Origin of the sequence: Pseudomonas sp. AM8 (assembly GCF_036346475.1) — a bacterium.
Classification (GTDB): domain Bacteria; phylum Pseudomonadota; class Gammaproteobacteria; order Pseudomonadales; family Pseudomonadaceae; genus Aquipseudomonas; species Aquipseudomonas marginalis.
On record NZ_JAOTNX010000016.1, the window covers coordinates 1 to 25,890 of the forward strand.

Consider the following 25,890-nt stretch of genomic DNA (forward strand, 5'->3'; position numbering starts at 1 on the left):
CTCCGATCTCTCGTTAGCGGGAGGCGAATAATACAGTATTGAATTACCTGGTCAACCCCTCTTCTGGAAAATCTTTTCCTTAACAAAGAACCCACACCGCGACGCAACGACGCCCGCCTTTAAAAGAAGCGCGTCGTTGCGTCTATATAGATAGAAGGGGTACTTGGCCAATAGGGGATGCGACTGCCAAGGATCACTCCGGTGTCCCCGTGAAGTCAGGCGACTCTTTAATACCGCAAGAGAGCCCGGTACGCATCGGGTCTTTGTTTTCACGCCCAGAACAGGGATCATCGCCCTCCCCCAACCCCAGAGGAACCGAGACCATGGAATTGACGCTGGAAGCTGTTGCGCTCTTTGCACTCAAGCTCGTGCATGAGGAGGACGGCGGCAGCCCGGTGTTGAGGGACGACCTGGTGATGGATAGGTATGAGCGGGAGGTGTTCGGGTTGCTGGTGCGACAGGGAGATCTGCCGGGAATTCTGTTGAAGATAGATGAGTGTGTGCTGCAGGCATTGGTCGCTTTGGGTGGGGCCGATACGGTATTGGGACGTGAGCTGCAGCGGTTGTCTACCGACGTACAGCAAGCCTCCACGCTGGAGGAACTCAAGCCACTGCTCGCGACACTGAAGGACTACCTTAAAGCCATTCAATAACGGACTCACCACAAGGACCTTCACATGATCGACTTCAATAACAAAGGCTTCTTCAAACTCAAGCAAAACAACGAATACGCCGAACGCGTCGCGGCCCTGCTGCTGGACGGAGAAGAAGTCATCGACGCCTACAAAGCCATGCGCGACGGCGTGGTATTCACCACCAAACGCATCATCGCAGTGAACGTACAAGGCATAACAGGCAGCAAGAAGGACTTCACCTCGCTGCCGTACAAGAACATCGTCGCGTACTCGGTGGAAACGTCCGGCACGTTTGATCTGGATTCGGAACTGGAGATTTACTTTTCGTCGTTGGGGAAAGTGAAATTTGAATTCACCGGCAAGACCTCGATTGTTGAAATCTCGCGCTTGATCTCCAAGCACTTGCTGAGCTGATCAGCAGGCATGCTTCAGAGCATCACCGATGACGCCTATTGATCGTCACCCACGCTGTTGAACCGAGCCCGATCACCTAAAAGTAAACCGACGCTGACTACACGCAACCTCATCAAATAAATGGAGCCCCCAGTCAACAGCTGACGCTTCACCGACACTGAAGTGAACGTGACAGTAAACCGTGCCAGCGGCCTATGGTCATTCGATTTCGCGCCGATGCAACGTTGAACCATGCGGCGAGCAAATCGCCGCGTGCCTTACCTGGCCACACTCGCCACCACTACCTGCTGCCTGCTGCCTGGCTTCTCGTCGACATGGATACGGTGAGTGTCATGCCAGTTGAAAACTCGGCCTTCACAGACAATTCCCACATTTGAGTCACTAAACGAAACAAACGAAAATCGAAATAATCGAAGCAGCGCGACTGACTCAAACATCAGTCTACTTTTCCGACACTAGCCAACGAATTAAGCCGATTGGACACATGGGACTAAAAATGAGATTGGAATGGTTCGACAGAACCACAGAGTGGCTACGCGGAACGGAGGACTCAGCGGACCTAGGAAACGACTACTCCGTGATTTCTAAACTTGGACTGTCGATAGACGAGGACGTCAATAACGGTATGTTTGAACTGCGGCGGGAATGGCTATCACAGATACAGACACACTTCTCTCATGAAATTGCTCTTTCAGAAAGCGACTACTTCATCGCGTTTGATTACGAAGGTGCAAACGAATAACACAGACTTAGAGAATTCATCTTCATGCGCAGACTGTCGTTCAGGCAGGCCTCCACGAAGTTGGCTTTCACTTCATCCACGAGGACGGAAAAGGAAACGTTTTCGAATCAGAGCATTGGTACTTCGGCGAAGTCAGCACGACCGATGAAGACCCTGGCGGAGAGCGCTGGAAGTATCAAACCTTCAGGTCCTTCCAAGCGCAGCATCCGCATTTGTTCGGCCGTCCAACTAACCCTCTTTCGCCTCACTCCCCTCCCCCCCAATCAGAACCCGTTTCCCCGGATCCGTAATATCAAACACCTGCTGCGCACACGCCGAAGGTTTGAACTGGAACTCCACCAGATACACCTTGCCCTTTTCAGGCTGGAAGCTACTTAGCAGAGGCCCGCAAATGGCGTAGATGCCAGGGCGTGAGTCGGTGGACGAACTGGCAACGGTCAACTTCTTGCCAGGATCTGCCTGGATCTCCAACTGCGGGAAGCGCTTGAACCCAGCGCTGGCCACCGTCTGGTTGAGCTTTGCAATCCAGTTGAAGACGCGGCCCTCACCTGTATCCATCACCGTGCCCAGGGTTTCCATGCGTTGATCGGGGTCGCCTTCGCGACGTATCGAGAACTCGACGGGAGCGGTGCCGCCGTAGGCTTTCATGATGACTTTGGCGTGCTCAGCATCGACAGCCACGGTTTTCTGGCGCAGCTGGATGCCGTCCTTGAGCAGGCTGGGCGATGAGTCACGTTGGTTGGATTGGCAGGCACACAGCGCCAGGGCCAGGGAGAGCAGTGCGATTCGCTTCACGGGAGGATGTCCTTATCAGGGTGACAGATGATGATGACTGGACCAGTGATTAAACAGAATGTTCCGCAGTGGAGCGACCGCGATGCAGGGGCTCGACAGCGCCCACATTTGAGCCGTGATCGCTTCAGGCCTCGCTGAACACCAACCGCGCGCACAACCCGCCCTGCTCACGGTTATGCAACGCCAACCGGCTGCCGATCTTGCCCACGATCATCTCCACAATCGCCAGCCCCAGCCCTGCGCCATTGGCATTGCCACGGCTGTAGAACCGCTCGAACAAACGCCCCATTTCCGCCTCATCAATGCCCGGCCCCTGGTCCTCCACGCTAAGGCAATGGGCACCAATCACCACTTTCACTTCGCTGCCCGGCGGGGAGAAGTTGAGGGCGTTGGTCACCAGGTTTTGCAGGGCGATGGCCAGTGCTACAGGCTCGGTTTCGATCCAGCAGTCTTCATCCCCTTCCAACACCAACTCCACGCCTTTTTCCATGGCCAGCGGTGTCAGTTCGGCGAGTTCTTCGCGCACCAGCTCGGTGAGTTGTACGCGGCTGCGCTTGGGATTGTTCAACTGCGGTTCGATACGCGCCATGGTCAGCAGTTGGCTGCCAATGCGGGTGGCGCGGTCGACGCCGTTGACCAGGAAGTCCAACGCTTCGCGCCGCTGGGCCTCGGTACCGGCGCTTTGGGCGTTCTGCGCGTGGATGCGCAGGATCGCCAGGGGGGTGCGCAGTTCGTGGGCGGCGTCGGCGATAAAACGGCGTTCGCGTTCCAATAGATCATCCACCTGGACCAGTAGCCGGTTGAGCGCGGTTTGCATCGGCTCCAGGTCACTGGGCAGCGGCTTGAGGTGCAGCGGTTGCAAAGTCTCGGCGGTTCGCCCGCGAATTTTACGGGCCATGGCGCGCAAGGGTTTGAGGCCCCAGCCGATCACCAGCCAGATCAACACCGTGAGCAACGGCACGCCGATCAAGGTGGGCCAGAGGGTGTGGCGCATGATGCGCTGGATCACGTCCTGACGAATATCGTCGCGCTCGCCCACCCAGATCAGCAGGCCTTGCTGCGGGTCGGCAAGGAGGAAGGCGCACCAGTCGTTGCCGTTGTCCATGATGTCGTGGGAGCCCAGGGTAGCCGGCGGTGCGGCCAACACTGGCGCTTCGGCGGAGCGTACGAGTAATTGGCCGTCGCTGCGCCACACCTGGAAGGTCAACCGGGTTTCATAAGGGTGGGCAACGCCGTCTTCGCCGACACGGCTCATGGCCTGGTCGAAGGCCTGGTACAGACGGTCCCAATCAGCCTCGCCGGGGTCGCGTTGGCGCAGCACGCCTTGCAACAGGCGCGCGCTTTGGGCGAGCTGGGCGTCGTAGACTTCTTCGATTTCGTGGTGGCTATCGCGCAGCACCAGCCAACTGATCAGGGCGTCGCCCAACAGGATCAGCACCAGGACAGGGATGAGGATGCGCGCGCGAACCGAGGTCATGGTTTAAGCGCCAGTACATAGCCAACGCCGCGCACGGTGCGGATCAGCTCGGTGGATAACTTTTTACGCAGGTTGTGGATCAACACTTCCAAGGTGTTGCTCTCGACCCGGTCCTGCCAGCCATACAACGCGCGGGACAGGCGCTCGCGGGTCACCACTTTGCCGGGGCGTACCATCAGTTGGTGCAGCAATTGGTATTCCATCGGGGTGACGATGATGTCCGCGTCCAGGTACCGCACTTGCTGGGTAGCTGGATCGAGGCTGACGCCGGCATGTTCCAGCATCGGTTGCGCGCGGCCCTGACTGCGGCGCAACAAGGCGCGCACGCGGGCCTTGAGTTCTTCCACATCGAAGGGTTTGACCAGGTAGTCGTCGGCACCGGCGTCCAGGCCGGCGATGCGCTCGGCGGTGCCGTCGCGGGCAGTGAGGATCAGCACCGGCAGGTCGTGCTGCTCGGCGCGCAGTTGCTGCAACAGGTCCAGGCCATCGAGGCGCGGCAGGCCGAGGTCGAGCAGCAACAGGTCGAAGCTTTCCATGCGCAGGGCATGCAGGGCCGCAACGCCATCCTGCAACCAATCCAGGGTGTAGCCTTCAACGCCCAATGCCACGCGAATCCCTTGGCCAAGGGCACGATCATCTTCGACAAGGAGTAGGCGCATAGCAAAACCTCTGTAGGAATCGGCGGCATCATGCCGGGTTCTGGCCGAGGCTATTTCGGCAAAGATGTTACCGCGCGTTGCCAACTAAGGTTGCGCTAAGGTTGATTTTGCACTGTGAAATCTCCCACATCTGCTGAGAGCTTTTCCATGCGCAAAATTCTCCTGCTGTCCCTGATTATCGCCAGCCCCCTGGCCCTTGCCGGTCCGCAATGCACCACCGCCGAACGCTCGCAATGGCAAGACGAAAAAGCCTTCCAGGACAAGCTCAAGGCCGAAGGCTACGAGATCAGCAAGTTCAAGGTCACCGACGGCAACTGCTACGAAATCTACGGTTTCGACAAGGACAAGCGCAAGGTAGAGATCTACCACGATCCGGTCACCGGCAAGGCCGTGAAGACTGAGATCAAAGGCTGATGCCAGTCGAATCCCTACGCCTGTGGGACCCGCTGGTGAGGCTGTTTCATCTGTCGATCGCCGGGGTCTTTGTCGCCAATTACTTCTTTAACGAAGCAGGCGACGACTGGCATGTCTGGCTGGGCTATTACGCCATGGCCTGGCTGCTGGTGCGCGTGGTGTGGGGATTCATCGGGCCGCGCAGTGCACGTTGGGCGGATTTCTGGCCGACCCCGAAACGCTTGAAAAACCATCTGCGCTCGCTGCTCAACCGCCGCCCGCAGCATCGCCTGGGCCACTCGTCCCTCGGCGCGCTGGTGATGCTGTTGATGTTGCTGGCGTTGCTGGTCGTCGGCATCAGCGGCTTTTTGATGCAGGAAGTGGATGCCCTGTGGGGCGCCGATTGGCCCCTGCAAATCCATGAGACCGCCGCCAATGTGCTGTTGGGCCTGGTGTGCATCCATGTGCTGGCCGCGGTGTTTGAAAGTATCCAGGTGCGGGACAACCTGCCGTTATCCATGCTCACCGGTCGCAGGAAGCGCCTGCCGGATGAGCCTGCGCAGTAATCCTTTTCTCGACAGGTTCTCTATGCGCTCCGCCTTACTGATCTGCAGCCTGCTCGGCGTGTTCCTGGCCGCATGGCTAAGCCATCCGCCCCATGTACTGGCACACTTTGCCCAAGTGGCGCCGAACACCTCGAAGGTGGCGGCGGCCCCGCAATACACCAGCCGTTTTGTGTCCTCGCAGCTCACTGACTTTGTCCACGCGTCCTCGGTCACCGCCCTGCCCGGTGGCGACTTGATCGCCGTGTGGTTTGCCGGTTCCCGTGAAGGCGCCGCCGATGTACAGGTGCGCACCGCACGCTTCGATGCGCGCAGCGGCGAATGGGGTGCCGAGCAGGTGCTGGCCACGCGGGAAAGCACACGCGACGGCACCCAGCGTTATATCCGCAAGCTCGGCAATCCGGTGATCGCCCTGGGGCCGGATAAACGCCTGTGGATGTTTTATGTGTCGGTGTCGGTCGGTGGCTGGGCCACCAGTGCGATCAACCTGATGGTGTCCGACGACCTCGGCGCCAACTGGTCCGCGCCCCGACAGTTGGTGACCTCACCGTTTTTCAACATCAGTACCCTGGTACGCGCCGCGCCGGTGTTCCACGCCGACGGCTCCATCGGCCTGCCGGTGTACCACGAGTTCATGGGCAAGTTTGCCGAGTACCTGTACTTGAGTGCCGACGGCGCGGTAATCGACAAATTCCGCATCAGCCGCGGCAAGAATTCCCTGCAACCCACTATCGTGCCGCTGGATGGCAAGCGCGCGGTGGCGATGTTGCGCTACGCCGGCGACACCCACCACCGCGTCCTGGCCAGCCGCACCGAAGATGCGGGGCAAACTTGGAGCGAGCCGTACCCGCTGGAACCGGCAAATCCCAATTCATCGTTGGCGGCGGTGGGTACCGAGGACGACGGGCTGCTCGTGGCCCTCAACGACCTGCAGGACGGCCGCTTCAAGCTCAGCCTCTACGGCACCGACGCCCAGCTCAGCCAATGGCGCACCGTGGTGCAACTGGATGAGTCACCCGACCCGCTCGGCCAACCGTTCTCCCCCGAGGCCTATAAAGCAATCATCGGCGAAGGCTTCCGCGCCTCCAGCGGCGCCAAACGCCTGCCGCTGGAACAGCGCTTTCTCAGCAACCTCGATTACCGCGTATGCAAACCCCAAGGCTGCGATTTCGAATACGAGTACCCGTACTTCAGCCGCAGTCCGGACGGCATGTACCACGTGGTGTACTCGTGGAATAACACCTTCATCAAACATGTCAGCTTCAACGAAGCCTGGCTGGCGGAGCGTCTGTGATGGTTTCTGTGTGGCAGGCCCATTTGAGTTTTGTGCTGCTGGGGTTTGTGCTGTTGAGCGCGCTCAGGTTTACCGCTCCCTGGCGGCCATGGCTGCTGCCGGTGCTGGTAGCGGTCAGTTTTATCCCGGTCAACGAGCTGCCGCTGGCGGCGTATGTGCGCAGTTTTACCGATGACCTGGCCATCTGCACATTGGTGCTGTTGGCGTGGGTCATGCTCAGCCGCCTGGGCTTAGTGCAACCGCTCGCTCGTCGGCATCAAGTGCAGACGTTGCTGCTGTTTGGCCTGCTGAGCCTGGTGCTGTACCCGGCCACGTTGGGCCTGACCTACTTCGACCCGTACCGTTGGGGCTTCAACCCGCGACCGATGATCGCCCTGATGGCGGCGGCCGCACTGTTGATGCTGTGGCTGCGTAATACGCTGGCGGTGTGGATGCTGGCGATGGGCACGTTGGCTTTTGCGTTACGGCTCAAGGCGTCGGAAAACTATTGGGATTATCTGGTCGACCCGTTGCTGACCGGTTACTGCCTGATCGCCGTCGCGGGGCTGCTGATCAGCGCCGCCTGGCGCCCTCTTTTGAAATGGCACCGGGGTCAATGATGAGTGCGTTGCAATCACGCCGCCTGCGCTACGGCCTGGGCGCGATCGGGTTGGTATTTGTGTTGCTGGCTGCGTTGCGGCTGGTGTTTGTGCTGGTTTTTTCCGGCCTGGACTTGAACACCCCGGCGCTGCTGGAAACCCTGGGAATCGGCCTGCGTTTCGACCTGCGCCTGGCGGTGTTGATCCTGCTGCCGCTGGCCGTGCTGGCGTGGTTGCCGCGCTGGAACCTCACCACCCTGCCGGCCCTGCGCTGGCTGGCGCGCGGTTATCTGGTCATCGCGCTGGCGGGGGTGGGGCTGGTGTACATCATCGACTTCGGCCACTACGCCTACCTCGGCGTGCGTATCAATGCGACGGTGCTGCGTTACCTGCAGGATGCGCAGATTTCCCAGCAGATGGTGTGGGAAACCTACCCGGTACTGTGGATAACCGCCTGCTGGCTCGCGGCGGTGGCGCTTTGGGTCTGGGCGTTGGTCTGCCTGGAGCGGTTGACCCTGGATCGAGCGCCCACCGCCATCAGCAAACCGGCACTGGCGCTGGTGAGTGTGATGGGCGTCGTCGCGGTGCTGCTGGCCCTGCTGGGCCGTGTCGCCCATCTCAACCTGGAAAACCCGGTGCCCCTGCGCTGGAGCGATGCCTTCTTTGCCGGCAACAGCCAACTGGCCGCCGTGGGCCTGAACCCGGTGCTATTTTTGTATGACACGCTCAAGGTCGGCCAATCGCAGTTCGATGAGGCCCAGGTCCGCCAGTATTACCCGCAAGTCGCCGAATACCTGGGCGTGCCCCAACCCGATGCCCAGTCCCTGGACTTCATCCGCGAACAAGGCGTGCAGCCCTATCGACTGGCCGGCGAGCGCCCGCCCAACGTGATTTTCGTGATGCTCGAATCCCTCGGCACCAGTGCCGTGGGTGCCTATGGCAACCCGCTCAACCCCACGCCGAACCTGGACAAACTGGCGACGCAAAGCTGGTTCTTCAAACACTTCTACGTCCCCGTCACCGGCACCGCGAAAACCGTGTGGGCCAGCATCACCGGCGTGCCCGACGTCACCCGCCAGGAGACCGCCACGCGCAACCCGTTGATCACGCGGCAACACACGTTGATCAATGCATTCGAGGGCTACCAGAAGTTCTACATGATCGGCGGCAACGCCGGCTGGGCGAATATCAATGCACTGATCCGCCAGAGCATCGACGATGTGCAACTGTTCGAGGAGAGCGACTGGCAATCGCCACGGGTAGACGTGTGGGGGATTTCCGACCTGGACCTGTTCAAGGAAGCTGACGATCTGTTGAGCACGCTTCCCAAGGACCAACCGTTCTTTGCCTACCTGCAAACCTCCGGCAACCATCGCCCCTTCACCATCCCCAAACACAACGATGGCTTCCAGATCAGCCACGTGACGCTGGAACAGGCCCAGGCCGCCGGCTCCCGCAGTGTCGAGCAGTACAACGCCGTACGCCTGCTGGACTACAACATCGGCCGGCTGATGGAAATCGCCAAGTCCGGTGGCTACTACGACAACAGCATCTTTGTGTTCTTCGGCGACCACAACACCCGCATCAGCCAGATCCCGCACATGGCGCCGGCCTTCGAACAGCTGGGCCTGGAAAGTAACAACGTGCCGCTGCTGATCCACGCTCCCGGCCTTGCGCCTCGGGTGATCGAGGAAGCTGTAGGGCTGGCCGACCTGCTGCCCACCGTGGCCGGCATGGCAGGCGTACCGTTTCGCAACGGTGCGATGGGCCGGGACATCCAGCAACCGGCGCCCGAGGGCGAACGCGTGGTGCCGCTGGTATTGCGCGAAGGCACCTTCCCGATCATCGGCGGCGTGACCCGGCACTTTTTGCTGCAGATGCAGCACGACGGCAGCTCACCCACCTTGCATGACCTGGCATCACTCACCCCGCGTGACGATGTGGCCGCGCAGCACCCCGAGGAATTCCAGCGCCTGCAGGCACTGACCCGTGGGCTGCACGAGAGTGCGCGATTGATGCTGTTCAGGAATGTGCGTGAGTGATTACTTGGATTGGAATGTCTCGAGGTACGCCAGGATATTGTCGATTTTTTCCGGGTCGCTGATGCCCCAGAAAATCATGCGCGTACCACTCACCACCTTTTTGGGCGCTTCGATGTAGGCCGCGAGCTTGTCGCGGGTCCAGACCACACCGGAGTTTTTCATCGCGTCCGAATATTGATAGTCGGCGGTGGTGCCGGCAGGTCGGCCGATGATGCCGTTGAGCTCCGGGCCAAAGCCACCGCGTGCGCCTTCGCCGACGCTGTGGCAGCCGCCGCAGGTCTTGGTGAAGAGTTTGCCGCCGGCCTCGGCATCGCCGGCGGCATTGGCGGCGCTGGTGTTGAGAATCAGCGCAAGGGTCAGCAGGACGTACTTCATGGGTGACTCCACATCGGTGTTGGCGGCGATTATGCCTGTTTGTCAGGAGCGCATGCCCATCCAGATCACCGCTTCGGTCCACGCCGTAACCACCGGCGTCAGCGCACGAAACCAGGGATCCTGCACATCGATCTGCGCAGCCGAGTGGTCATGGTGGTGTTGCTCTTCTTCAACGATGGAAGCAATGGCCGTCACGGCCAGTGGGTCGATTTCGCGTAACGCATGAAGCTGATGAGCCAGGTGCTTGAGCACCACGCTTTCCACCGCGACGGTGGTGACAACAATAGCCTTGCGCCCGCACACCCCGGTGAGCAGGCCCAGCACCAGCCCGCCAAGGCCGCAAAGCCAGTAGCTGCGGCAGCGTCGGTAACCCCGTCGTTGCAACTCGGCCTGGAACACCGCGCGATGGCGACGTTCGTGGGACAGGAATTCCTCGAGCTCACCCACCATGCCGGGTACAAACAATCGCGCCATAAACAGCTGGCCGCTGTAGATACAGATCGCGCCATGCTCGCCGGCGTGGTCGACTTTGATCATGCGATTGCCCAGGTCAGGGTCGATCAAGGGGGCTGCGGAAGCGTTCACGGTTGACGACCTTGTGCGAGGGCCCACGGGATTCGGGCCGATCCTGATTGCAGAGCGCCGGTATCCTGCCGTACCTCCGCGCAAATGCGCAACCTAGACCTTCGAAACTGACCACCCATCGCCCCATACGCATCCAATCGAACCTAACCGGCCCCGTTCCACTCCACCTTACTGAACCCTGATGGTGGAGTAAGGATCATGGCTCAGCCATCGATTTTGGTATTGGAAGACGACGAGATCATTCGGTCGTTGATGGTGGATGTACTGGAGGATTTCGGCGCGGTTGTGACGTCTTTTCCTTCAGCCGATGAAGGAATGATTTACCTGGAACGCGGCGATGATCCGGTGGACTTGATTGTCAGCGATGTGCAGATGCCGGGGTTGCTCAACGGCTATGACTTGAGCCGGGTGGTGGCGCACCGTTGGCCATCAGTGCCGGTGCTGCTCACCTCGGGCAACGCCAGACTCGCGGAGCAATTGGGTGGCTCCGTGCGGTTCCTGCCCAAACCGTGGAGCACCGAGCATTTACTTGAGTGCGTGCAAACGGCATTGACCCAGCAGGGGGCGTCCATGCATTGATAGCGTCGCGATATCATTGATGCCGAACTTCGCAGCAGCCCTTATGGTCACTTACTTAAGCAGGGAGCGACTTTTCTGATCCGCTGGTCAGCCTTTTCGCCTTGTGCGTTCAGCTGATGCTTATGTGTTGTGTAGAATCGTCGCCTTTTTCAACGCGTCATTCATGGCCGAAAGGCCCACAGTTCGAGCTCATTGAATGCATTCACAGGCCCATGAAGGTGGTGCGCCCTCATTGCTGGACGCGTTGCGCGCAGGCACCGGCCTATTGCACGTGGCGTTGGAAAAACGACTGCCGTTTTTTTCCGAACATTTGGATGCCGGCTGGTATCAGCGCCTGATCCAGGCGTATTACGGGTTTTACCGGCCGATTGAAGCAGCGCTGTACGGCTGTGAGTTTATCCCTGAAGGCTTCGACCCGACGCTGCGTATGAAAACGCCGACGCTGATCAACGATCTTCACGCCCTTGGTCTGGACGCCTCCGCGATCAACGCCTTGCCGCACTGTGTGCAATTGCCCGCTTTCGATACCCCCGCCGCCTGCCTCGGCGCCTTGTATGTGCTTGAAGGCGCAACCCTGGGCGGCCAGGTACTGCGTCGGGAAATGGCTCGACGCCTGGCGCTGGACGCCGACAACGGAGGGGCGTTCCTCGATGTGTACGGTGCCGAAACCGGTCGGCGCTGGAAAGATTTTCTCGACTACCTGGGCCGCCTGCCGCTGGACACGCCAGCCAAACAGCGCGCGGTGCACGCGGCCCGCTCGACATTCAGCTGCTTTGAGCAATGGCTCGACAGCCAGGAGGTACTGCTATGAAACCCGACGATTTTGAAGAGCTGCTTGCCAACTGTGCCGACGAGCCCATCCGCTTTCCGGGGGCGATCCAACCCCACGGTGTGCTGCTGACGCTGTCGGAGCCCGACCTGAACATCATTCAAGTCAGCACTAACGTCGCCAGCCTGTTCAACCGCGCCCCCGAGTCGTTGCTGGGCCAGCCACTGCACGCGCTGATCGGTGCCGAGCACGCCCAGGCCGTGCAGGCCATGGCCGAACACAACAGCTTCCTTGATGCGCCGCCTTTGCACGTCACCCTCAACGGCGCCGAGTTCGAAGGCCTGTTGCACCGCCATCAGGACGTGCTGGTGCTGGAATTCGAACCGCGGCTCAAGGACTTCCGGCCACGGGCCCTGAAAGGCCGCAGCAGTGACTTGGGCAAGATGCTGCAACGTTTGCAATCAGCGAAAACCCTGCAAGCGCTGTACGAAATCAGCGTGACTGAAATCCAGGCCATGACCGGTTACGACCGGGTGTTGATCTACCGTTTCGAAGAAGAAGGCCATGGCCAGGTGATCGCGGAAGCGTCGGCACCGTCCATGGAGCTGTTCAACGGACTGTTCTTCCCCGCGTCCGATATCCCGGAGCAGGCCCGCGAGCTGTATCGCACCAACTGGCTGCGCATCATCCCGAATGCTGCCTACGAGCCGGTGCCCCTGCTGCCCAAGCTGCGCCCGGATACCGGTGAGCCGCTGGATTTGAGCTTTGCCACCCTGCGCAGCGTGTCGCCGATTCACTGCCAGTACATGCAAAACATGGGCGTGCTGTCGTCCATGAGCATTTCGCTGATGAAGGGCGACAAGCTCTGGGGCCTGATCAGTTGCGGCAACCGCGAGCCGCTGCTGGTGCCCAATGACCTGCGTATCACCTGCCAGACCATCGGTCAGGTGCTGTCATTGCAGATCAGCGCCATGGAAGCCCTGGACCTGAGCCGTCAGCGAGAAGAAAAAGTCGAGGCCCTGGCGTTGCTGGATAAAGCCATGAAGGCCTCCGAAGAAAACGTGTTCGACGGCCTGGCCCAGCGCGGCCAGGTGCTGATGGACCTGACCTTGTCCGGCGGCGTGGCGATCATCGAAGACAAGCAACTGCACCGCTACGGCAACTGCCCGGAACCGGCGCAGATCCGGGCCTTGCACAAGTGGCTGCAGGACAGCGGCGAGCCGGTGTTCTCCAGCCATAACCTGGTGTCGATCTACCCGCCAGGCGCCGAGTTCCAACAGGTAGCCAGCGGTGTCCTGGCCTTGAGCCTGCCAAAGCCTGTGGATAACGGCGTACTGTGGTTCCGCCCGGAAGTGAAAGAAAACATTAACTGGAGTGGTGACCCGAAAAAGCCGCTCGACCTGGAAAACTCCGACGCCGGCCTGCGCCTTCGCCCGCGTACCTCGTTTGAAATCTGGAAGGTGGAGATGGCCGGTATTTCCACCAAGTGGAGCCATGGCGACCTGTTCGCCGCCAACGACCTGCGTCGTTCTGCCCTGGAAAACGACCTGGCTCGCCAGGTGCTGCGCGAGCAACAGGCCGTGCGCGCCCGTGATGACCTGGTGGCGGTGGTGTCCCACGACCTGCGCAACCCGATGACGGTGATCTCCATGCTCTGCGGCATGATGCAAAAGGCCTTCAGCTCCGACGGCCCGCACACCTCGCGACGCATTTCCTCGGCCATCGACACCATGCAACAGGCCGCCGGACGCATGAACGTCTTGCTGGAAGACTTGCTCGACACCTCGAAAATCGAGGCCGGGCGCTACGTGGTCAAACCCGTTGCCCTGGACGTCAGCCAAATGTTCGAAGAGGCCTATTCCCTGCTCGCGCCGTTGGCGATGGAAAAAGGCATCGACCTGTCGTTCAACGCCGAGCCTGGCCTGCAGATCAACGGCGACCCGGAGCGGCTGTTCCAGGTGCTGTCGAACCTGATCGGCAATGCCATCAAGTTCACTCCGCGCCAGGGCAATATCGGCATCAGTGCGATGACCAATGGTGAAGAGATCGTGTTTTCGGTGCGTGACTCAGGCGAAGGTATTGCGCCTGATCAACTGCCCCACGTGTTTGATCGCTACTGGACCCAGTCGGAAAACAATCCCACCGGCACCGGCCTGGGGCTGTATATCACCCAAGGGATTGTCCACGCCCATGGCGGCAAGATCATGGCTGAAAGTGAAGTGGGGCGTGGCAGTGAGTTCCGGTTTACGGTGCCGAAGGTGATTGAGGACTCCCATACCTGACCGCCTCTGTGGCGAGCACCGGTTACACCGGCAATACCACCACCGCCTCTAACCCGCCACCCTGGCGCTCCGACAGGGTGAGTGTGCCGCCGTGTTCCAGCACAATCGCACGGGCGGTAGACAGCCCAAGTCCGACGCCGCCGGTGCTCTTGTTGCGTGAATTTTCGAGGCGGTAGAACGGCAGGAACACCTGTTCGCGATACTGCGCCGCAATCCCCGGGCCGCGATCCAGCACGCGGATCACCACTTCGGCCGGCCCTTGTTGCAGTTCGATTTCCGGCGCCCGACCGTAGTGGATGGCATTGTCCATCAGGTTGGTCATCACCCGCTTGAGGCCCAAGGGCCGGCCAAAGTACACCAGGCGCGGCGGTCCGCTGAAAGCCAGTTCAATCGCCTGGTCGCGGTAGTCGTCGATCAGGGTTTGCAGCAGTTCCGCCAGGTCCAGCTGGGTGGCCTGCTCCAGGCGTGCGTCGTCGCGGAAGAACGCCAGGGCCGTGTTGATCATGGCCTGCATTTCATCGACATCATTGAACAGCCGGCGTTGCTGGTCGGCATCTTCGATGAATTCACCGCGCAGGCGCAGGCGGGTCAGGGGCGCACGCAGGTCGTGGGAGATGGCCGCGAGCATTTGCGTGCGGTCCTGGATAAAGTGCCGCAACTGCGCCTGCATGCCGTTGAACGCGAGGATCGCCTGGCGGATTTCGTGGGGCCCGACCGGCTCGATGGGCGGCGCGCGGAAGTCGGCGCCAAAGCGCCGCGCGCCCTGGGCGAAGTGTTGCAGGGGGCGAGCCAGGCGACGGGTCGCGACCAGGGTAACCAGCGCAGTCGAGATCAGCACCAGCAGCACCACAATCACGCTGCGCGCGCCCTCGTCCAGCCCCCAACTGCGGGCACGGGCGCTGAACATCAGCCAGGACTGATCGGCCAGTTGCATCAGCAGCACATAGTGGCCATCGCCGCCCGGCCAATCGGAGGGTTCGTAGGCTTCCATGGGACGCACCGGCCCCTGGAGCAGGTTCTTGAAGGCCTGTTCGCCCGAATGAAAATCCGGGTCGGCGAGCACAGGCAGCTCAAAGGCTTCCCGCTGCGCCGCCCACGTCACACTGAAGGATTCGTCGCCTACAACCTGCGCAAGGTGCGCGCGTTGCGCAGGTTGCGAACCTTCAACCACGCGCACCACCACGGCGATTTTTTCCAGCAGCCCGGTTTCGGTCAACGGCGGCCGCGCCCACACGCCCGCCAATTGCACAAACAGGGCGTTGAACGCCAACGCAGTCAGCATCGCCACCAGGATGGTCAGGGCGATCCAGCGGGCCACCGTGTCACGCGGGCGGCGGCTCATGAACGGCTCACGCTGGCGGTGAATTGATAACCGCCATTGCGCACGGTGCGGATCATGGCCGGGCGCTTGGTATCGAACTCCAGCTTGCGGCGCAGGCGGCTGACCTGCACGTCGATGCTGCGGTCGAACGCGTCATGGCTATGGCCCCGCGCCAGGTTCAGCAGTTGTTCGCGGGTCAGCACGCGCTGGGGGTGTTCGACGAAGACCAGCAGCAGGTCGAACTCACCGGATGACAGCGGGATCATCACCTCGTCGGGGGAGCGCAGTTCACGGCGCGTAACGTCCAGTTGCCAGCCCGCAAAGCGAATCAAGGGACGGGCAGACTCGCCCAACACCGGCCGCCCCTCGCCTGCCCGACGCAATACCGCACGCACCCGCGCCAGCAGTTCACGGGCGTCGAAGGGTTTGCTCAGGTAATCGTCGGCGCCCATTTCCAGGCCTACCACGCGGTCACTGAGTTCGCCCATGGCGGTGAGCATGATCACCGGTGTTGCGTACTGCTGGCGCAGGCGCTGGCACAGCAACAAGCCGTTCTCCCCCGGCAGCATCAGGTCAAGAATGATCAGGTCGGCGGGATGACGCTCCATGGCGGCCCACAGCTCGGTGCCACCGGCGACGGTCTCGACCGCATAGCCATGTTGCATAAAGAATTTCTTCAGCAGCGCGAGGACTTCAAGGTCATCGTCCACGATCAAAAGGTTGCTCACAGGCGGGCATCACTGGGTGTTGTCGATGCGCCATCTAAAACCATTCGACGCAGCCCGTCATATATTTCAATCGTGCAATAAAGCGTCAGCGCCGCAATAAACCAGACATCTTTGCGCAAGGGACGGCTGCCAGCATCGGCCTCCCTTTTGCGGAGACCGTGCTTATGCGCTCGCTGACCTATCCCCGGCACCTGGCTCGCCAGGTCGTGCTGTTGTTGACCGTGTCTTACCTCACGGGCTGCGCCAGCCCGGCCCCCTCGGGCACCACCACCCGCTGCGCACAGGTGAATTACCCGGTGTATGACCCGGCCGAATCGCTCAATCGCGGGGTGTTTGCCTTCAACCGGACGGTGGATAACTACGCCCTGGCGCCGGTAGCACGTGGCTACCGCTACCTGCCGGATTTTTTCCAGCAGGGTGTGCATAACTTTGCGAGCAACTTCAGCGAGCCGAAGGTGTTTATCAATGACCTGTTGCAAGGCAACCCAAGGCGCTCGGTCAATACCCTTGGCCGTTTTGCGCTGAATACCACAGTGGGCGTGGTGGGGCTGATCGATGTATCAGACCGCGTGGGCATCCCGCGCCATAGCGCCGACTTCGGCCAGACATTCGGCGTGTGGGGCATCGGCAACGGGCCGATTGTCGAACTGCCACTGCTGGGCACCAGCAACAGCCGCGATGCGGCAGGCAAAGTCTTGAGTTTCCTGGTCTCGCCGTTGGGAGACAGTGACACCGTACAGACCCTAGGCACCCTCAGCCTGGTAGGTGGCACCGTGGATACCCGGGCATCACTGTTGCCGCTCACCGACAGCCTGCAAAAATTGCCGGACTATTACAGCGCAATACGTAATGTCGTGGCACAAAACCGTGCGGCGTTTGTGCTGGATGGCAAGGACGGCGCGACCACTCCCGCGACCGGGGGTTGCGCGAACGGCGCCGCTGATGACTTCTGAGCCGAGTAGCCAAAGGTCGTCATATCTTGCAGCAGGACGTTTATAGCTCGCCAGCGCCCTGCTCTATAAGTTTGGCGGCACTTCGCTCCAAGGGGTGAAGTAACACTCGACTAATAGATAAAAGGACACTGCCATGCTCAGCTCCATCAACGCGACACCGCTCCCCCCTCCTCCCCCCACTACGCCGCAGGACGACACAGCCCTGCAACGCAAGAAACGCAGCATTGAAGACCCTCAGTTGCAACTGGAGCCTCAGGAAGCTGACGGTTCATCGCGCAACCGCCCCAGAAGTGGCGGCCTGGATAGCCTGGGCAAGGGGAACTTGCTCTGAACCGCAGGAAGAAGGGCAGCGTATTGCCCTTCTTCTTTTTTACAGACCGCCCCGCCTTAACAAAACACTGACATCCGTTGCGCTAACCTTGCCGGTTCAACCCTGGCCGGAGCCTGTTACCGCATGCCACATCCCGACACCTTGCCCGCCGTACTCGCCGGCCCTCTGCTGCGGCGCCTGGAACCCCGGCGCCTGGTGCTGTGGCTGGTGGGGAGCCGGGCATTGCCCCTGAGCCTGAAACTGCACTGTGCCGACCAGTGCCTGGACATACCGCTGGGCCAGGACCGGTGCCAGGTCGTGCCAGTGGGGCGCCAGGCGTACATCCATCTGATTGATGTACGCCTGGACGAGGCGCTGCCCCAGGACGTAGTCATCCACTATGATCTGCTGGTCGACGATGCCGGCATTGCCGAATGGGCACCGCACCTGCTGTACACCGACACACACTGCCCAAGTTTCGTACTGCACAGCCACATCCATCAGCTGGTACACGGCTCCTGCCGCAAACCTCACCACAGCGCCGACGAAGGCCTGCTCTGCGTCGATCGGCTGCTGGCCGATGCACAGACCCCGGCCGACCGCCCAGCCTTGCTGATGATGAGCGGCGACCAGGTGTACGCCGACGATGTGGCCGGGCCGATGTTGCGGGCGATCCATGGGCTGATTGCGCGCCTGGGCCTGTTCGATGAGTACCTGGAAGGCGCGGTGGTAGACGACAGCGCCAGCCTCTACGGGCATCACGCCAGCTACTACCACCGCGCAGACCTGCTACCCGCGCTGGACAGCAATGAGACCCTGCGCGAACGTTTCTTTGGCGGCGTGAAAAAGCCGATTTTCACCAGCAGCACCGCCGACAATCACCTGGTGACGTTCGCCGAAGTCATGGCGATGTACCTGCTGGTGTGGTCGCCCATCCCCTGGTCCCTGCTCACCGTACAGCCACCGCAACTGAGCGCCGATGAAGCTGCGCGCTATGCCCGCGAACAGGTGCAGGTGGATAAATTTCGCGACGGCCTGCCGGGCGTGGCGCGGGTATTCGCCCATCTACCCACCTTGATGATCTTTGACGATCACGACATCACCGACGACTGGAACCTCAGCGCGCAATGGGAAGAAACCGCCTACGGCCATCCGTTCTCCAGACGCATCATCGGTAACGCCCTGCTGGCGTACCTGCTGTGCCAGGGCTGGGGCAATAACCCGGACGCCTTTGATAAGCTGGTGGGCTACACCCAGGCACTGGCCAGCCAGGCGCAGAGCAATCACTTGGACGCCCAGGCACAGGATGCTTTGCTCGCGGCGCTGCTGAAGTTCCAGCAGTGGCACTACGTGCTGCCCACCACGCCGGCCCTGGTAGTGCTCGACACCCGCACCCGGCGCTGGCGCAGCGAATTCAACCTCAAGCAACCCTCCGGCCTGCTGGACTGGGAAGCCTTGAGCGAACTGCAACAGGAACTGCTCGACCACCCCTCGGCCATCATCGTCTCCCCTGCGCCTGTGTTTGGCGTCAAGCTGATCGAGACCGTGCAGAAGATCTTCAGTTGGTGCGGGCACCCTTTGCTGGTGGACGCGGAAAACTGGATGGCCCATCGCGGCGCGGCGCAGGTGATCCTCAATATTTTTCGCCACTCGCGCACACCCGGTAACTACGTGATCCTCTCGGGCGACGTGCACTACTCGTTCGTCTATGAAGTACTGATCCGCCATCGCAACGCCGGTCCCAGGATCTGGCAGATCACCAGCAGCGGCATCAAGAACGAATTTCCACCGCGATTGCTGGAATGGTTCGACCGCCTCAATCGCTGGCTGTACTCGCCACGTTCGCCCCTCAACTGGTTCACTCGCCGCCGCACCATGCAGGTGGTGCCGCATATCCCGGAACATGCCGAGGCCGGTGAACGGTTATGGAATTCGGCAGGCATCGGCCAAGTGTTCTTCAACGAGCGGGGGCAGCCTGACACGATTTACCAGCACAACGCTGATGGGAGGACACGTACAAGGATGATCGCGCCGAAGCAATAGCCCATTGCCAGCCCTCCTATAGTCGCCCATTCGTTCTATTCAAAGCGCACAAGCTCCGATGTACAGTAGCGCCAGCCACGGAGTATCGGCATCAACATGGTTGGCCCTGGACGCCAGCCCATGCAAGGAGCGCGCAGATGGACGATATTTCCGACGACAACAACCTGACGGGTGATTTCTCTCACCTCAATGCCGACATGCTGCATACCGTGCTGGAGCTGGTCAGCGACGGGATCTGGGACTGGAACGCCAATACCGGGTTCGTCTACCGCAACCCAGGCTGGTACGAAATGCTGGGCTACCCCCGCCACTCCCTGGAAAACAGCGTGTTCACCTGGGAGACCGTCATCCACCCGGAAGACTACCCCCACGTGATGACGCTGTTCGATGACTACATCCACCGTCGCGCCCCCCATTATCAAATCGAATACCGTTGCCGCAAAAAAGATGGCAGTTACCTGTGGATCGAAGACCGGGGCTACGTGATTGCGCGCAACCCCGACGGCTCGGTGGCGCGGATGGTGGGCGCCCATCGCGATATTCATATGCGCAAGTGCTCCGTCGAACAGCTGGAGCGGCGCAACCAATCCCTTGAGGCGCTGGTGGCCGAGCGCACGCGCGAATTGTCACGGGTCAACCAGCAGCTGCAATTGCAGCTGGACGAAAACCGCTCCCTGGCCGAACGGGATGCCCTGACCCTCGTCGCCAACCGCTATCGCCTGGAAAAAGTCCTGCTGGAAGAGTGCGACCGCGCCCAGCGTTTTCGCCTGCCGCTGGCATTGATCGCGATGGATATCGATGATTTCAAGCCGATCAATGACCAGCATGGTCACGGCGTGGGCGACCAAACCCTTTTGCAGGTAGTGGAATGCCTGGAAAGCTGCCTGCGCCCAGGCGATCTGCTCGCCCGCTGGGGTGGCGATGAGTTCATCGCGGTCCTGCCCAAAAGCGCACTGGAAACCGCCAGGGAGCTGGCCGAGAAAATCTGCCAAAAGATGCGCAAGATCCCGATGCGCGGCGGCCTCCACGTCACCCTCAGCGTGGGCGTGGCCGAGCGCCGTATGGATGAGTCCCCCAGCGCCCTGATGGCGCGTGCCGACCAGGCGTTGTATCGCGCCAAGGCGGCGGGCAAGGATGGGGTGTCGGCGTAGCATCGACGGGGCTACGGCGTTGCCAAAAACGAGCTTTTGGCAACAGCTCTTCCGATTTGGAATGACCCGGCGACTTTATTTCGTTTGCGGCAGGGCCTGGCCCACGGCTTAGATAAAAGCACGCCCGCCACTGCCGAGTCCGAGATTCATGAGCCGCGAAACCATCAGCCAGTCGATTTCCATCGTTCATCCCATCAGCCTCAGCCATGGCAGCAACGCCGAGGTCTGGGACACCACGGGCAAACGCTATATCGATTTTGTCGGCGGGATCGGCGTGCTCAACCTTGGCCATTGCCACCCGGGCGTGGTGGCGGCGATTCGTGAACAGGCGACGAAGTTGACCCACTATGCGTTCAACGCTGCACCGCACACACCCTACATCGAACTGATGGATCGCCTGGCCGGGTTTATCCCGGTGGACTACCCCGTCAGCGGCATGCTCACCAACAGCGGTGCGGAAGCGGCAGAAAACGCCTTGAAGATCGTGCGCGGCGCCACCGGCCGCACGGCGGTGATCGCCTTTGACGGAGCCTTCCACGGCCGCACCCTGGCCACCCTCAACCTCAATGGCAAGGTGGCGCCCTACAAACAGAAGGTCGGCGTCCTGCCCGGCCCGGTGTATCACCTGCCCTACCCCAGCGCCGATAACGGCGTGGGCTGCGCTGAAGCGCTGAAAGCCATGGACCGCTTGTTCAGCGTGGAAATCGACGTCGGTGACGTCGCCTGTTTCATCATCGAGCCGGTGCAGGGCGAAGGCGGTTTCCTGGCGCTGGATATCGAGTTTGCCCACGCCCTGCGGCGCTTTTGCGATGAACACAACATCCTGTTGATTGCCGATGAAATCCAGTCGGGCTTCGGTCGCACCGGACAGCGTTTCGCCTTCTCACGCCTGGGCATCGAACCGGATCTGATCCTGCTGGGCAAAAGCATCGCCGGCGGCGTGCCGCTGGGCGCGGTGGTCGGGCGCAAGGCCTTGATGGACAACCTGCCCAAAGGCGGCCTCGGTGGTACTTACTCGGGTAACCCCATCGCTTGCGCGGCAGCATTGGCCACCCTCGATGCGATGACGGATGAACACTTGCAGGTCTGGGGCTCGCAACAGGAAGAAGCGATCGTTGGCCGCTATGCCGCCTGGCGTTCGCAGCACCTGTCGCCGTACCTGGGCCGCCTGACCGGCGTCGGTGCCATGCGCGGCATCGAACTGGCCAACGCCGACGGCACGCCCGCGCCCCGGCAACTGAGCCAATTGCTGAGCCTGGCGCGAGACGCCGGGCTGTTGTTGATGCCCAGCGGCAAGTCGCGGCACATCGTGCGCTTGCTGGCACCGCTGACCATCGAGCCTGCGGTGCTGGAAGAAGGACTGGATATTCTCCAGGCGTGCCTGAAGCAGTTGGTTTGACGCCCTGCATTCGCCGGTCGGCAGCCTTGACCTGATCCCCCTCCCCGCTGAAAATGCGCGACGCTTTTTTGTCTTCCGTTTACTGAAGTAGTGAAATTTCAATGTCCGATTCTTACACCGAACACTCCGCCGAAGAATCCGTAGTCGCCTTGCACGCCAAGGCTGAATACGAAAACGCCATCAATCTTTCACAGCATGTGCCAGCCGCCAAGATCATCAGCGAGATGGTGCTGGACGCCTTTCACACCTCCAAGGAAAGCGACCAGATCCGCGAACTGCGCGTGGCCATTCGTCAGGCCCACGACGCCTTCGACGACGACAAGGCCTACGACCTGATGGGCCAGCTCAAGCAGCTCAAGGACGCCGAAGCCGCTGACAACCTCGCCCTTGAAGACCTGAGCGGCAAGTTCTCCATCAGCCGCATCCTGTCGAGCTTCAAGGATGATCCAGAGTTTCAGGAGCTGGTCTACGGGCTGGCCCTCAAAGTGCTGAACCAGTCTCACCAGGCCATCAGCAACCCAAGCGCCGGCAAAGGTAAGGCCGCTCGCCCCAAGAAAGAAGCCGAAGTGTTTGTGATCAGCAAGGACGGCATCAGCGTCACCCTGCCGCTGCGCACGCCACGCTCGCGGTTGAACGTCGACCGTGAGGCGTTTGAGTTCCTGGGCTTCAGCTTTGTAGGCGAAGGCGACGAAGCCGAGTTGGAGGTTGAAAGCTTTGTGGATAACGCCGGCGTCGAACAGCCGCTGAGCCGCAAGAGCGTGATTACTGCGCTGCAACAGCAGACGGCGTTTGAGGGCTACAGCATCGCGCAGCAGTGACACCCCTGAACTGAATGTGGGAGGGAGAAAGCCCCCCTCCCACATCGGCGCTAGACCGTCGCCGCAAACACCTCGCGAAACCGCTCCATCTCCCGCTTGTTCCCCACCGTCACGCGCACCCACTGCGGCCAGTTTTTCCACACCCGCCCGATGAACACCCCCTGTGCGGCAAGCTTGTCGATGACCTGCTCGGCCGGTTGCTTCACATCGATCATGAAGCAGTTGGCCTGGGACGCCGTGCAGGTGAAGCCACGGCCCTTGAGCCAGGTGATTGTTTCATCGCGCAGCTGGGCATTGAGCGTCTTGCGTTGTGGCAGCAGCTTCACGTCTTCCAGGCTGGCGATGCCGCCGAGCAGGGAGGAACCCGCCGGGACATTGTCACCGCCGAACACCGCCAGCCGTTCCAGCAGCGCCGGGTGGCCGATCGCCAGGCCCAGACGGGCGCCGGCCATACCGTAGATTTTCGAGAAGGTGCGCAACACCAACAGGTCGTCATGGTCCTTGACCCAGCTCACCACGCTTGGGGTGTCGGCGAAGTCGATGTAGGCCTCGTCCACCACCAATACGCTGCCTTTGGGCTTGTTCGCCAGCGCCTGGCGAATAGCCTCGGTGGAGGTGATGGTGCCCGTCGGATTGTTGGGATTGCAGACATAGAGCATCCCCGCCTGGGGATCGGCGGCGAGCATGGCGGGAACGTCGTGGGCGTGATCGGCGTCAAGGTCCACTTCGCGCACCGGCGCCTTACGGGACTCGGCGGCCTGGCGCGGTACTTCGTAGGACGGCGTGGCCATCACCAGGCCGCGGGTTTCGCTGGTGAACGCCAGCACCGCGTAGCGCAACGCGGCCATGGAGCCGGCGAACACCGCCACCTGCTCTTCGGCAATCCCGTGCTGCTGGGCAAACAAGCCGGCCAAGGCGTACATATGTTTGTACGGATACCGCCCGGCTGTCGCGATGCCGCGCTGCATCGCTTCGCGGGCCGCCGTCGAAGGCCCGTAGGGGCTTTCGTTGTAGTTGAGCAGTACCTTGTCAGCCTTGGTCGGCGCGGGTGCGGCGAGCGCCCAATCCAGGCGCCCGAGCAAAGGCAGGGCGGCGCCAAGAGCGAGAAGGGATCGACGACTAACGCTGACCATGGTGACTACTCCTTGTAGACGGGTGAGGAATTCGCACAGCTCGTATAGAAGGGTATGACGAGACAAGGAACAAATGATTTAACCGACCCGCCATAAAAAAACCCGTACGACTTGCGAAGACGGGGCTTTTTTCTGGCCAGGGTCTGCTACGTATTGGGGTCAGTTCAGCTGCAATTTCTGCTTCAGGCTCTGCATGACCACTGCCTTGTTCTGCAGGTAGTCATTCAAGCCACGTGCACGCAGGTTGCACGCATCGCATTCGCCACAGCCGGTGCCGATAATGCCGTTGTAGCAGGTCAGTGTCTGCTCGCGGACCAGGTCCAGTTGCCGGTGGTAATCCGCCAGTGCCCAGGTCTCAGCCTTGTTCAGCCACATCAACGGGGTTTCCAGGCGTACGTCGTACTCCATGCCCAGCTTGAGCGCCTGGTTCAAGGCTTTGACGAACTCATCGCGGCAATCGGGGTAGCCGGAGAAGTCGGTTTCACACACGCCGGTGATGACCGTCCCGGCCTTGACCTGATACGCGTAGATAGCCGCCAGGGTTAAAAACAGAATATTGCGGCCCGGCACGAAGGTGCTCGGCAGGCTTTCGCCGGAGCTGTTCACGGTCGGCACTGGAATGTTGTCGCGGGTCAGGCTGCTGATCGCCAGTTCGTTGAGCAGCGACACGTCCATCACTTTGTGAACGGTGGCCCCCAGTTGCTTGGCCAGCTTCCGGGCGACTTCGATTTCCGCGACATGGCGCTGACCGTAATCGAAGGTGATGCAGTGCACTTCGTCATACAGCGGCAGCGCCTGGATCAGGCAGGTGGTCGAATCCTGACCGCCACTGAACACCATAACGGCTTTTTTACTCATCACTTTGCTTCCTGCAGGGGTAGGGTTTGGTCGTAGTTTAAAGGTCACTCAATAAAAAACCCCGCGCTTCTTTCGAAGGCGGGGCCTTTTTATTACTCAGACACTCAGTGGGCGTAGGTCAGCAACAGCTCTTTCGGCACTTGGAAATCCAGGGACATCATCACGCTCAGCGCGGTGATGGTGAAGATCGAGAACACGAACAGCTTGCGCGCCCAGACGGTGTCGTCCACCGCCTTGTAGCCGGTCCAGGCCATGTACAACCAGTACATGCCCATGGCGGCGGCGACGGCAAGGTAGCTCATGCCGGCGTAGCCACTGAAGGTCAACATCAAGGTCGCCACGAGGAAGGCCAGGATGTAGAGCAGGATGTGCTTCTTGGCGACCTGGATGCCACGCTTGACCGGCAACACCGGAATCGAAGCAGCCAGGTAGTCGTTGAAGCGGAAGATCGCGATGGCGTAGGAATGCGGCATCTGCCACAGGCTGAACATCACCAGCAGCACCAGCGCAGCCATGTCGAAGCTATTGGTCACAGCCACATAACCAATCACCGGCGGCATCGCCCCCGACAGACTGCCCACCAGCGTGCCGTGCACCGACTTGCGCTTGAGGTACAGGCTGTAGAGGCCGACGTAGATGACAAAACCGATCACGGCAAACAACGCCGCCAACGGGTTGGCCACCTGGTACAACAGGGCCACACCGGCAACACCCAGGACGGTCGCGAAGATCAGCGCCAGTTTCAGGGAGATCAGGCCCTGGACCAGCACGCGATTCTTGGTGCGCTCCATCTTGATATCGATGTCACGGTCGATGCAGTTGTTGAACACACAACCGGAAGCTACCACCAGGGACGTACCGATCATCGCAGCCAGGAAGATGGCCAGATCGACATGTCCCTTGGAGGCCAGGAAGAAACCGCCCGCCACAGAAAGCACGTTACCGAAAATGATCCCCGGTTTGGTGATTTGGATAAAGTGCTTAAGCGACATCG

General features: G+C 60.8%; 27 protein-coding genes. 17 read left to right on the top strand and 10 right to left on the bottom strand.

Annotated elements, in window-relative coordinates; translation table 11 throughout:
* Nucleotides 1-323 precede the first annotated feature (323 nt).
* The 3 genes from V3W40_RS29630 to V3W40_RS29640 all read left to right on the top strand — a co-directional run bounded on the left by V3W40_RS29630 (nucleotide 324) and on the right by V3W40_RS29640 (nucleotide 1,791).
* Entirely contained in the window at nucleotides 324-653 is a 330-nt protein-coding gene (locus V3W40_RS29630; protein ID WP_065937839.1) for a hypothetical protein, read from the top strand.
* A gap of 24 nt (nucleotides 654-677) precedes the next feature.
* Nucleotides 678-1,049, top strand: a complete 372-nt coding sequence (locus V3W40_RS29635) for a PH domain-containing protein (protein WP_027607590.1) — start codon at nucleotides 678-680, stop codon at nucleotides 1,047-1,049.
* Nucleotides 1,050-1,545: 496 nt separating this feature from the next.
* Nucleotides 1,546-1,791, top strand: coding sequence for a colicin E3-like toxin immunity protein (locus V3W40_RS29640; protein ID WP_442962876.1), 246 nt, complete (start codon nucleotides 1,546-1,548; stop codon nucleotides 1,789-1,791).
* 228 nt (nucleotides 1,792-2,019) lie between these two features.
* Here the strand turns inward: V3W40_RS29640 and V3W40_RS29645 are convergent, their stop codons facing one another.
* The 3 genes from V3W40_RS29645 to V3W40_RS29655 all read right to left on the bottom strand — a co-directional run bounded on the left by V3W40_RS29645 (nucleotide 2,020) and on the right by V3W40_RS29655 (nucleotide 4,722).
* A complete protein-coding gene (locus tag V3W40_RS29645) occupies nucleotides 2,020-2,586 on the bottom strand; it encodes a hypothetical protein (protein ID WP_330216203.1) in 567 nt (188 codons plus the stop codon).
* A gap of 124 nt (nucleotides 2,587-2,710) precedes the next feature.
* A complete protein-coding gene (locus tag V3W40_RS29650) occupies nucleotides 2,711-4,063 on the bottom strand; it encodes a sensor histidine kinase (RefSeq protein ID WP_065947194.1) in 1,353 nt (450 codons plus the stop codon).
* Nucleotides 4,060-4,722, bottom strand: coding sequence for a response regulator (locus V3W40_RS29655; protein ID WP_065926015.1), 663 nt, complete (start codon nucleotides 4,720-4,722; stop codon nucleotides 4,060-4,062). The genes V3W40_RS29650 and V3W40_RS29655 overlap by 4 nt, the downstream gene beginning before the upstream one ends.
* 147 nt (nucleotides 4,723-4,869) lie before the next feature.
* Between V3W40_RS29655 and V3W40_RS29660 the strand changes: the two genes are divergently transcribed.
* The 5 genes from V3W40_RS29660 to V3W40_RS29680 are packed head-to-tail and all read left to right on the top strand — an operon-like array spanning nucleotide 4,870 to nucleotide 9,592.
* Complete coding sequence (locus V3W40_RS29660; protein WP_065926014.1) at nucleotides 4,870-5,136, top strand: PepSY domain-containing protein; 267 nt, start codon at nucleotides 4,870-4,872, stop codon at nucleotides 5,134-5,136.
* The gene (locus V3W40_RS29665) at nucleotides 5,136-5,681 is read left to right on the top strand and encodes a cytochrome b/b6 domain-containing protein (protein ID WP_330216204.1); all 546 of its coding nucleotides are present in this window, start codon (nucleotides 5,136-5,138) and stop codon (nucleotides 5,679-5,681) included. Before V3W40_RS29660 ends, V3W40_RS29665 begins: the two co-directional genes overlap by 1 nt.
* 22 nt (nucleotides 5,682-5,703) lie before the next feature.
* Nucleotides 5,704-6,972, top strand: coding sequence for a sialidase family protein (locus V3W40_RS29670; RefSeq protein WP_330216205.1), 1,269 nt, complete (start codon nucleotides 5,704-5,706; stop codon nucleotides 6,970-6,972).
* Complete coding sequence (locus V3W40_RS29675) at nucleotides 6,972-7,571, top strand: hypothetical protein (protein WP_330216206.1); 600 nt, start codon at nucleotides 6,972-6,974, stop codon at nucleotides 7,569-7,571. Before V3W40_RS29670 ends, V3W40_RS29675 begins: the two co-directional genes overlap by 1 nt.
* Complete coding sequence (locus V3W40_RS29680) at nucleotides 7,571-9,592, top strand: LTA synthase family protein (RefSeq protein WP_330216207.1); 2,022 nt, start codon at nucleotides 7,571-7,573, stop codon at nucleotides 9,590-9,592. The genes V3W40_RS29675 and V3W40_RS29680 overlap by 1 nt, the downstream gene beginning before the upstream one ends.
* Here V3W40_RS29680 and V3W40_RS29685 read toward each other — a convergent pair whose 3' ends face one another.
* Both V3W40_RS29685 and V3W40_RS29690 read right to left on the bottom strand, forming a co-directional pair.
* Nucleotides 9,593-9,967, bottom strand: a complete 375-nt coding sequence (locus tag V3W40_RS29685; protein WP_065926010.1) for a c-type cytochrome — start codon at nucleotides 9,965-9,967, stop codon at nucleotides 9,593-9,595.
* Between the two features lie 42 nt (nucleotides 9,968-10,009).
* Nucleotides 10,010-10,552 (bottom strand): demethoxyubiquinone hydroxylase family protein, encoded by a 543-nt coding sequence (locus V3W40_RS29690; RefSeq protein WP_323147325.1) that lies wholly within the window; start codon nucleotides 10,550-10,552, stop codon nucleotides 10,010-10,012.
* 198 nt (nucleotides 10,553-10,750) lie between these two features.
* Here V3W40_RS29690 and V3W40_RS29695 point away from each other — a divergent pair, with 198 nt between their 5' ends.
* The 3 genes from V3W40_RS29695 to V3W40_RS29705 all read left to right on the top strand — a co-directional run bounded on the left by V3W40_RS29695 (nucleotide 10,751) and on the right by V3W40_RS29705 (nucleotide 14,182).
* Nucleotides 10,751-11,131, top strand: a complete 381-nt coding sequence (locus tag V3W40_RS29695) for a response regulator (protein ID WP_065926009.1) — start codon at nucleotides 10,751-10,753, stop codon at nucleotides 11,129-11,131.
* Between the two features lie 196 nt (nucleotides 11,132-11,327).
* Entirely contained in the window at nucleotides 11,328-11,942 is a 615-nt protein-coding gene (locus V3W40_RS29700) for a biliverdin-producing heme oxygenase (protein ID WP_065926008.1), read from the top strand.
* Entirely contained in the window at nucleotides 11,939-14,182 is a 2,244-nt protein-coding gene (locus V3W40_RS29705; RefSeq protein ID WP_330216208.1) for an ATP-binding protein, read from the top strand. The genes V3W40_RS29700 and V3W40_RS29705 overlap by 4 nt, the downstream gene beginning before the upstream one ends.
* A 22-nt stretch (nucleotides 14,183-14,204) precedes the next feature.
* Here V3W40_RS29705 and V3W40_RS29710 read toward each other — a convergent pair whose 3' ends face one another.
* Together V3W40_RS29710 and V3W40_RS29715 are read right to left on the bottom strand one after the other, a co-directional pair.
* Entirely contained in the window at nucleotides 14,205-15,524 is a 1,320-nt protein-coding gene (locus V3W40_RS29710; RefSeq protein ID WP_137212828.1) for an ATP-binding protein, read from the bottom strand.
* On the bottom strand, nucleotides 15,521-16,231 hold the full coding sequence (locus V3W40_RS29715) for a response regulator (protein ID WP_065926005.1): 711 nt from the start codon (nucleotides 16,229-16,231) through the stop codon (nucleotides 15,521-15,523). Before V3W40_RS29715 ends, V3W40_RS29710 begins: the two co-directional genes overlap by 4 nt.
* 164 nt (nucleotides 16,232-16,395) lie before the next feature.
* Between V3W40_RS29715 and V3W40_RS29720 the strand changes: the two genes are divergently transcribed.
* The 6 genes from V3W40_RS29720 (at nucleotide 16,396) to V3W40_RS29745 (ending at nucleotide 22,905) form a co-directional block, all read left to right on the top strand.
* Nucleotides 16,396-17,184: an MlaA family lipoprotein gene (locus V3W40_RS29720; protein ID WP_137212829.1), complete on the top strand. Its 789-nt coding sequence runs from the start codon at nucleotides 16,396-16,398 to the stop codon at nucleotides 17,182-17,184.
* Between the two features lie 133 nt (nucleotides 17,185-17,317).
* Nucleotides 17,318-17,515 (top strand): hypothetical protein, encoded by a 198-nt coding sequence (locus V3W40_RS29725; RefSeq protein WP_065926003.1) that lies wholly within the window; start codon nucleotides 17,318-17,320, stop codon nucleotides 17,513-17,515.
* Between the two features lie 123 nt (nucleotides 17,516-17,638).
* Nucleotides 17,639-19,537: an alkaline phosphatase D family protein gene (locus tag V3W40_RS29730; protein ID WP_330216209.1), complete on the top strand. Its 1,899-nt coding sequence runs from the start codon at nucleotides 17,639-17,641 to the stop codon at nucleotides 19,535-19,537.
* A gap of 137 nt (nucleotides 19,538-19,674) precedes the next feature.
* Nucleotides 19,675-20,688, top strand: a complete 1,014-nt coding sequence (locus V3W40_RS29735) for a diguanylate cyclase domain-containing protein (RefSeq protein ID WP_330216210.1) — start codon at nucleotides 19,675-19,677, stop codon at nucleotides 20,686-20,688.
* Nucleotides 20,689-20,836: 148 nt separating this feature from the next.
* Nucleotides 20,837-22,087 carry a 2-aminoadipate transaminase gene (locus tag V3W40_RS29740; RefSeq protein WP_065947202.1) on the top strand — a complete coding sequence of 417 codons (1,251 nt, stop codon included), beginning with the start codon at nucleotides 20,837-20,839 and terminating at the stop codon, nucleotides 22,085-22,087.
* A gap of 101 nt (nucleotides 22,088-22,188) precedes the next feature.
* Complete coding sequence (locus V3W40_RS29745; RefSeq protein ID WP_065925999.1) at nucleotides 22,189-22,905, top strand: hypothetical protein; 717 nt, start codon at nucleotides 22,189-22,191, stop codon at nucleotides 22,903-22,905.
* Nucleotides 22,906-22,955: 50 nt separating this feature from the next.
* On the opposite strand, the gene ptaA is transcribed toward V3W40_RS29745, so the two are convergent.
* The 3 genes from ptaA to cyoE all read right to left on the bottom strand — a co-directional run bounded on the left by ptaA (nucleotide 22,956) and on the right by cyoE (nucleotide 25,888).
* On the bottom strand, nucleotides 22,956-24,038 hold the full coding sequence (ptaA, locus tag V3W40_RS29750; RefSeq protein WP_330216211.1) for a pyoverdine biosynthesis transaminase PtaA: 1,083 nt from the start codon (nucleotides 24,036-24,038) through the stop codon (nucleotides 22,956-22,958).
* Between the two features lie 159 nt (nucleotides 24,039-24,197).
* Nucleotides 24,198-24,896, bottom strand: a complete 699-nt coding sequence (gene queC / locus V3W40_RS29755) for a 7-cyano-7-deazaguanine synthase QueC (RefSeq protein WP_065925997.1) — start codon at nucleotides 24,894-24,896, stop codon at nucleotides 24,198-24,200.
* Nucleotides 24,897-25,000: 104 nt separating this feature from the next.
* Nucleotides 25,001-25,888 (bottom strand): heme o synthase, encoded by an 888-nt coding sequence (gene cyoE / locus V3W40_RS29760; protein WP_027607620.1) that lies wholly within the window; start codon nucleotides 25,886-25,888, stop codon nucleotides 25,001-25,003.
* Nucleotides 25,889-25,890 lie beyond the last annotated feature (2 nt).

Bases quoted from the DNA above. Each gene is read 5' to 3' on its own strand.
- V3W40_RS29630 (WP_065937839.1), top strand. From the start codon at position 324: ATGGAATTGACGCTGGAAGCTGTTGCGCTCTTTGCACTCAAGCTCGTG.
- V3W40_RS29635 (WP_027607590.1), top strand. From the start codon at position 678: ATGATCGACTTCAATAACAAAGGCTTCTTCAAACTCAAGCAAAACAAC.
- V3W40_RS29640 (WP_442962876.1), top strand. From the start codon at position 1,546: ATGAGATTGGAATGGTTCGACAGAACCACAGAGTGGCTACGCGGAACG.
- V3W40_RS29650 (WP_065947194.1), bottom strand. From the start codon at position 4,063: ATGACCTCGGTTCGCGCGCGCATCCTCATCCCTGTCCTGGTGCTGATC.
- V3W40_RS29655 (WP_065926015.1), bottom strand. From the start codon at position 4,722: ATGCGCCTACTCCTTGTCGAAGATGATCGTGCCCTTGGCCAAGGGATT.
- V3W40_RS29660 (WP_065926014.1), top strand. From the start codon at position 4,870: ATGCGCAAAATTCTCCTGCTGTCCCTGATTATCGCCAGCCCCCTGGCC.
- V3W40_RS29665 (WP_330216204.1), top strand. From the start codon at position 5,136: ATGCCAGTCGAATCCCTACGCCTGTGGGACCCGCTGGTGAGGCTGTTT.
- V3W40_RS29670 (WP_330216205.1), top strand. From the start codon at position 5,704: ATGCGCTCCGCCTTACTGATCTGCAGCCTGCTCGGCGTGTTCCTGGCC.
- V3W40_RS29675 (WP_330216206.1), top strand. From the start codon at position 6,972: ATGGTTTCTGTGTGGCAGGCCCATTTGAGTTTTGTGCTGCTGGGGTTT.
- V3W40_RS29680 (WP_330216207.1), top strand. From the start codon at position 7,571: ATGAGTGCGTTGCAATCACGCCGCCTGCGCTACGGCCTGGGCGCGATC.
- V3W40_RS29685 (WP_065926010.1), bottom strand. From the start codon at position 9,967: ATGAAGTACGTCCTGCTGACCCTTGCGCTGATTCTCAACACCAGCGCC.
- V3W40_RS29695 (WP_065926009.1), top strand. From the start codon at position 10,751: ATGGCTCAGCCATCGATTTTGGTATTGGAAGACGACGAGATCATTCGG.
- V3W40_RS29700 (WP_065926008.1), top strand. From the start codon at position 11,328: ATGCATTCACAGGCCCATGAAGGTGGTGCGCCCTCATTGCTGGACGCG.
- V3W40_RS29705 (WP_330216208.1), top strand. From the start codon at position 11,939: ATGAAACCCGACGATTTTGAAGAGCTGCTTGCCAACTGTGCCGACGAG.
- V3W40_RS29710 (WP_137212828.1), bottom strand. From the start codon at position 15,524: ATGAGCCGCCGCCCGCGTGACACGGTGGCCCGCTGGATCGCCCTGACC.
- V3W40_RS29720 (WP_137212829.1), top strand. From the start codon at position 16,396: ATGCGCTCGCTGACCTATCCCCGGCACCTGGCTCGCCAGGTCGTGCTG.
- V3W40_RS29725 (WP_065926003.1), top strand. From the start codon at position 17,318: ATGCTCAGCTCCATCAACGCGACACCGCTCCCCCCTCCTCCCCCCACT.
- V3W40_RS29730 (WP_330216209.1), top strand. From the start codon at position 17,639: ATGCCACATCCCGACACCTTGCCCGCCGTACTCGCCGGCCCTCTGCTG.
- V3W40_RS29735 (WP_330216210.1), top strand. From the start codon at position 19,675: ATGGACGATATTTCCGACGACAACAACCTGACGGGTGATTTCTCTCAC.
- V3W40_RS29740 (WP_065947202.1), top strand. From the start codon at position 20,837: ATGAGCCGCGAAACCATCAGCCAGTCGATTTCCATCGTTCATCCCATC.
- V3W40_RS29745 (WP_065925999.1), top strand. From the start codon at position 22,189: ATGTCCGATTCTTACACCGAACACTCCGCCGAAGAATCCGTAGTCGCC.
- ptaA (WP_330216211.1), bottom strand. From the start codon at position 24,038: ATGGTCAGCGTTAGTCGTCGATCCCTTCTCGCTCTTGGCGCCGCCCTG.
- queC (WP_065925997.1), bottom strand. From the start codon at position 24,896: ATGAGTAAAAAAGCCGTTATGGTGTTCAGTGGCGGTCAGGATTCGACC.
- cyoE (WP_027607620.1), bottom strand. From the start codon at position 25,888: ATGTCGCTTAAGCACTTTATCCAAATCACCAAACCGGGGATCATTTTC.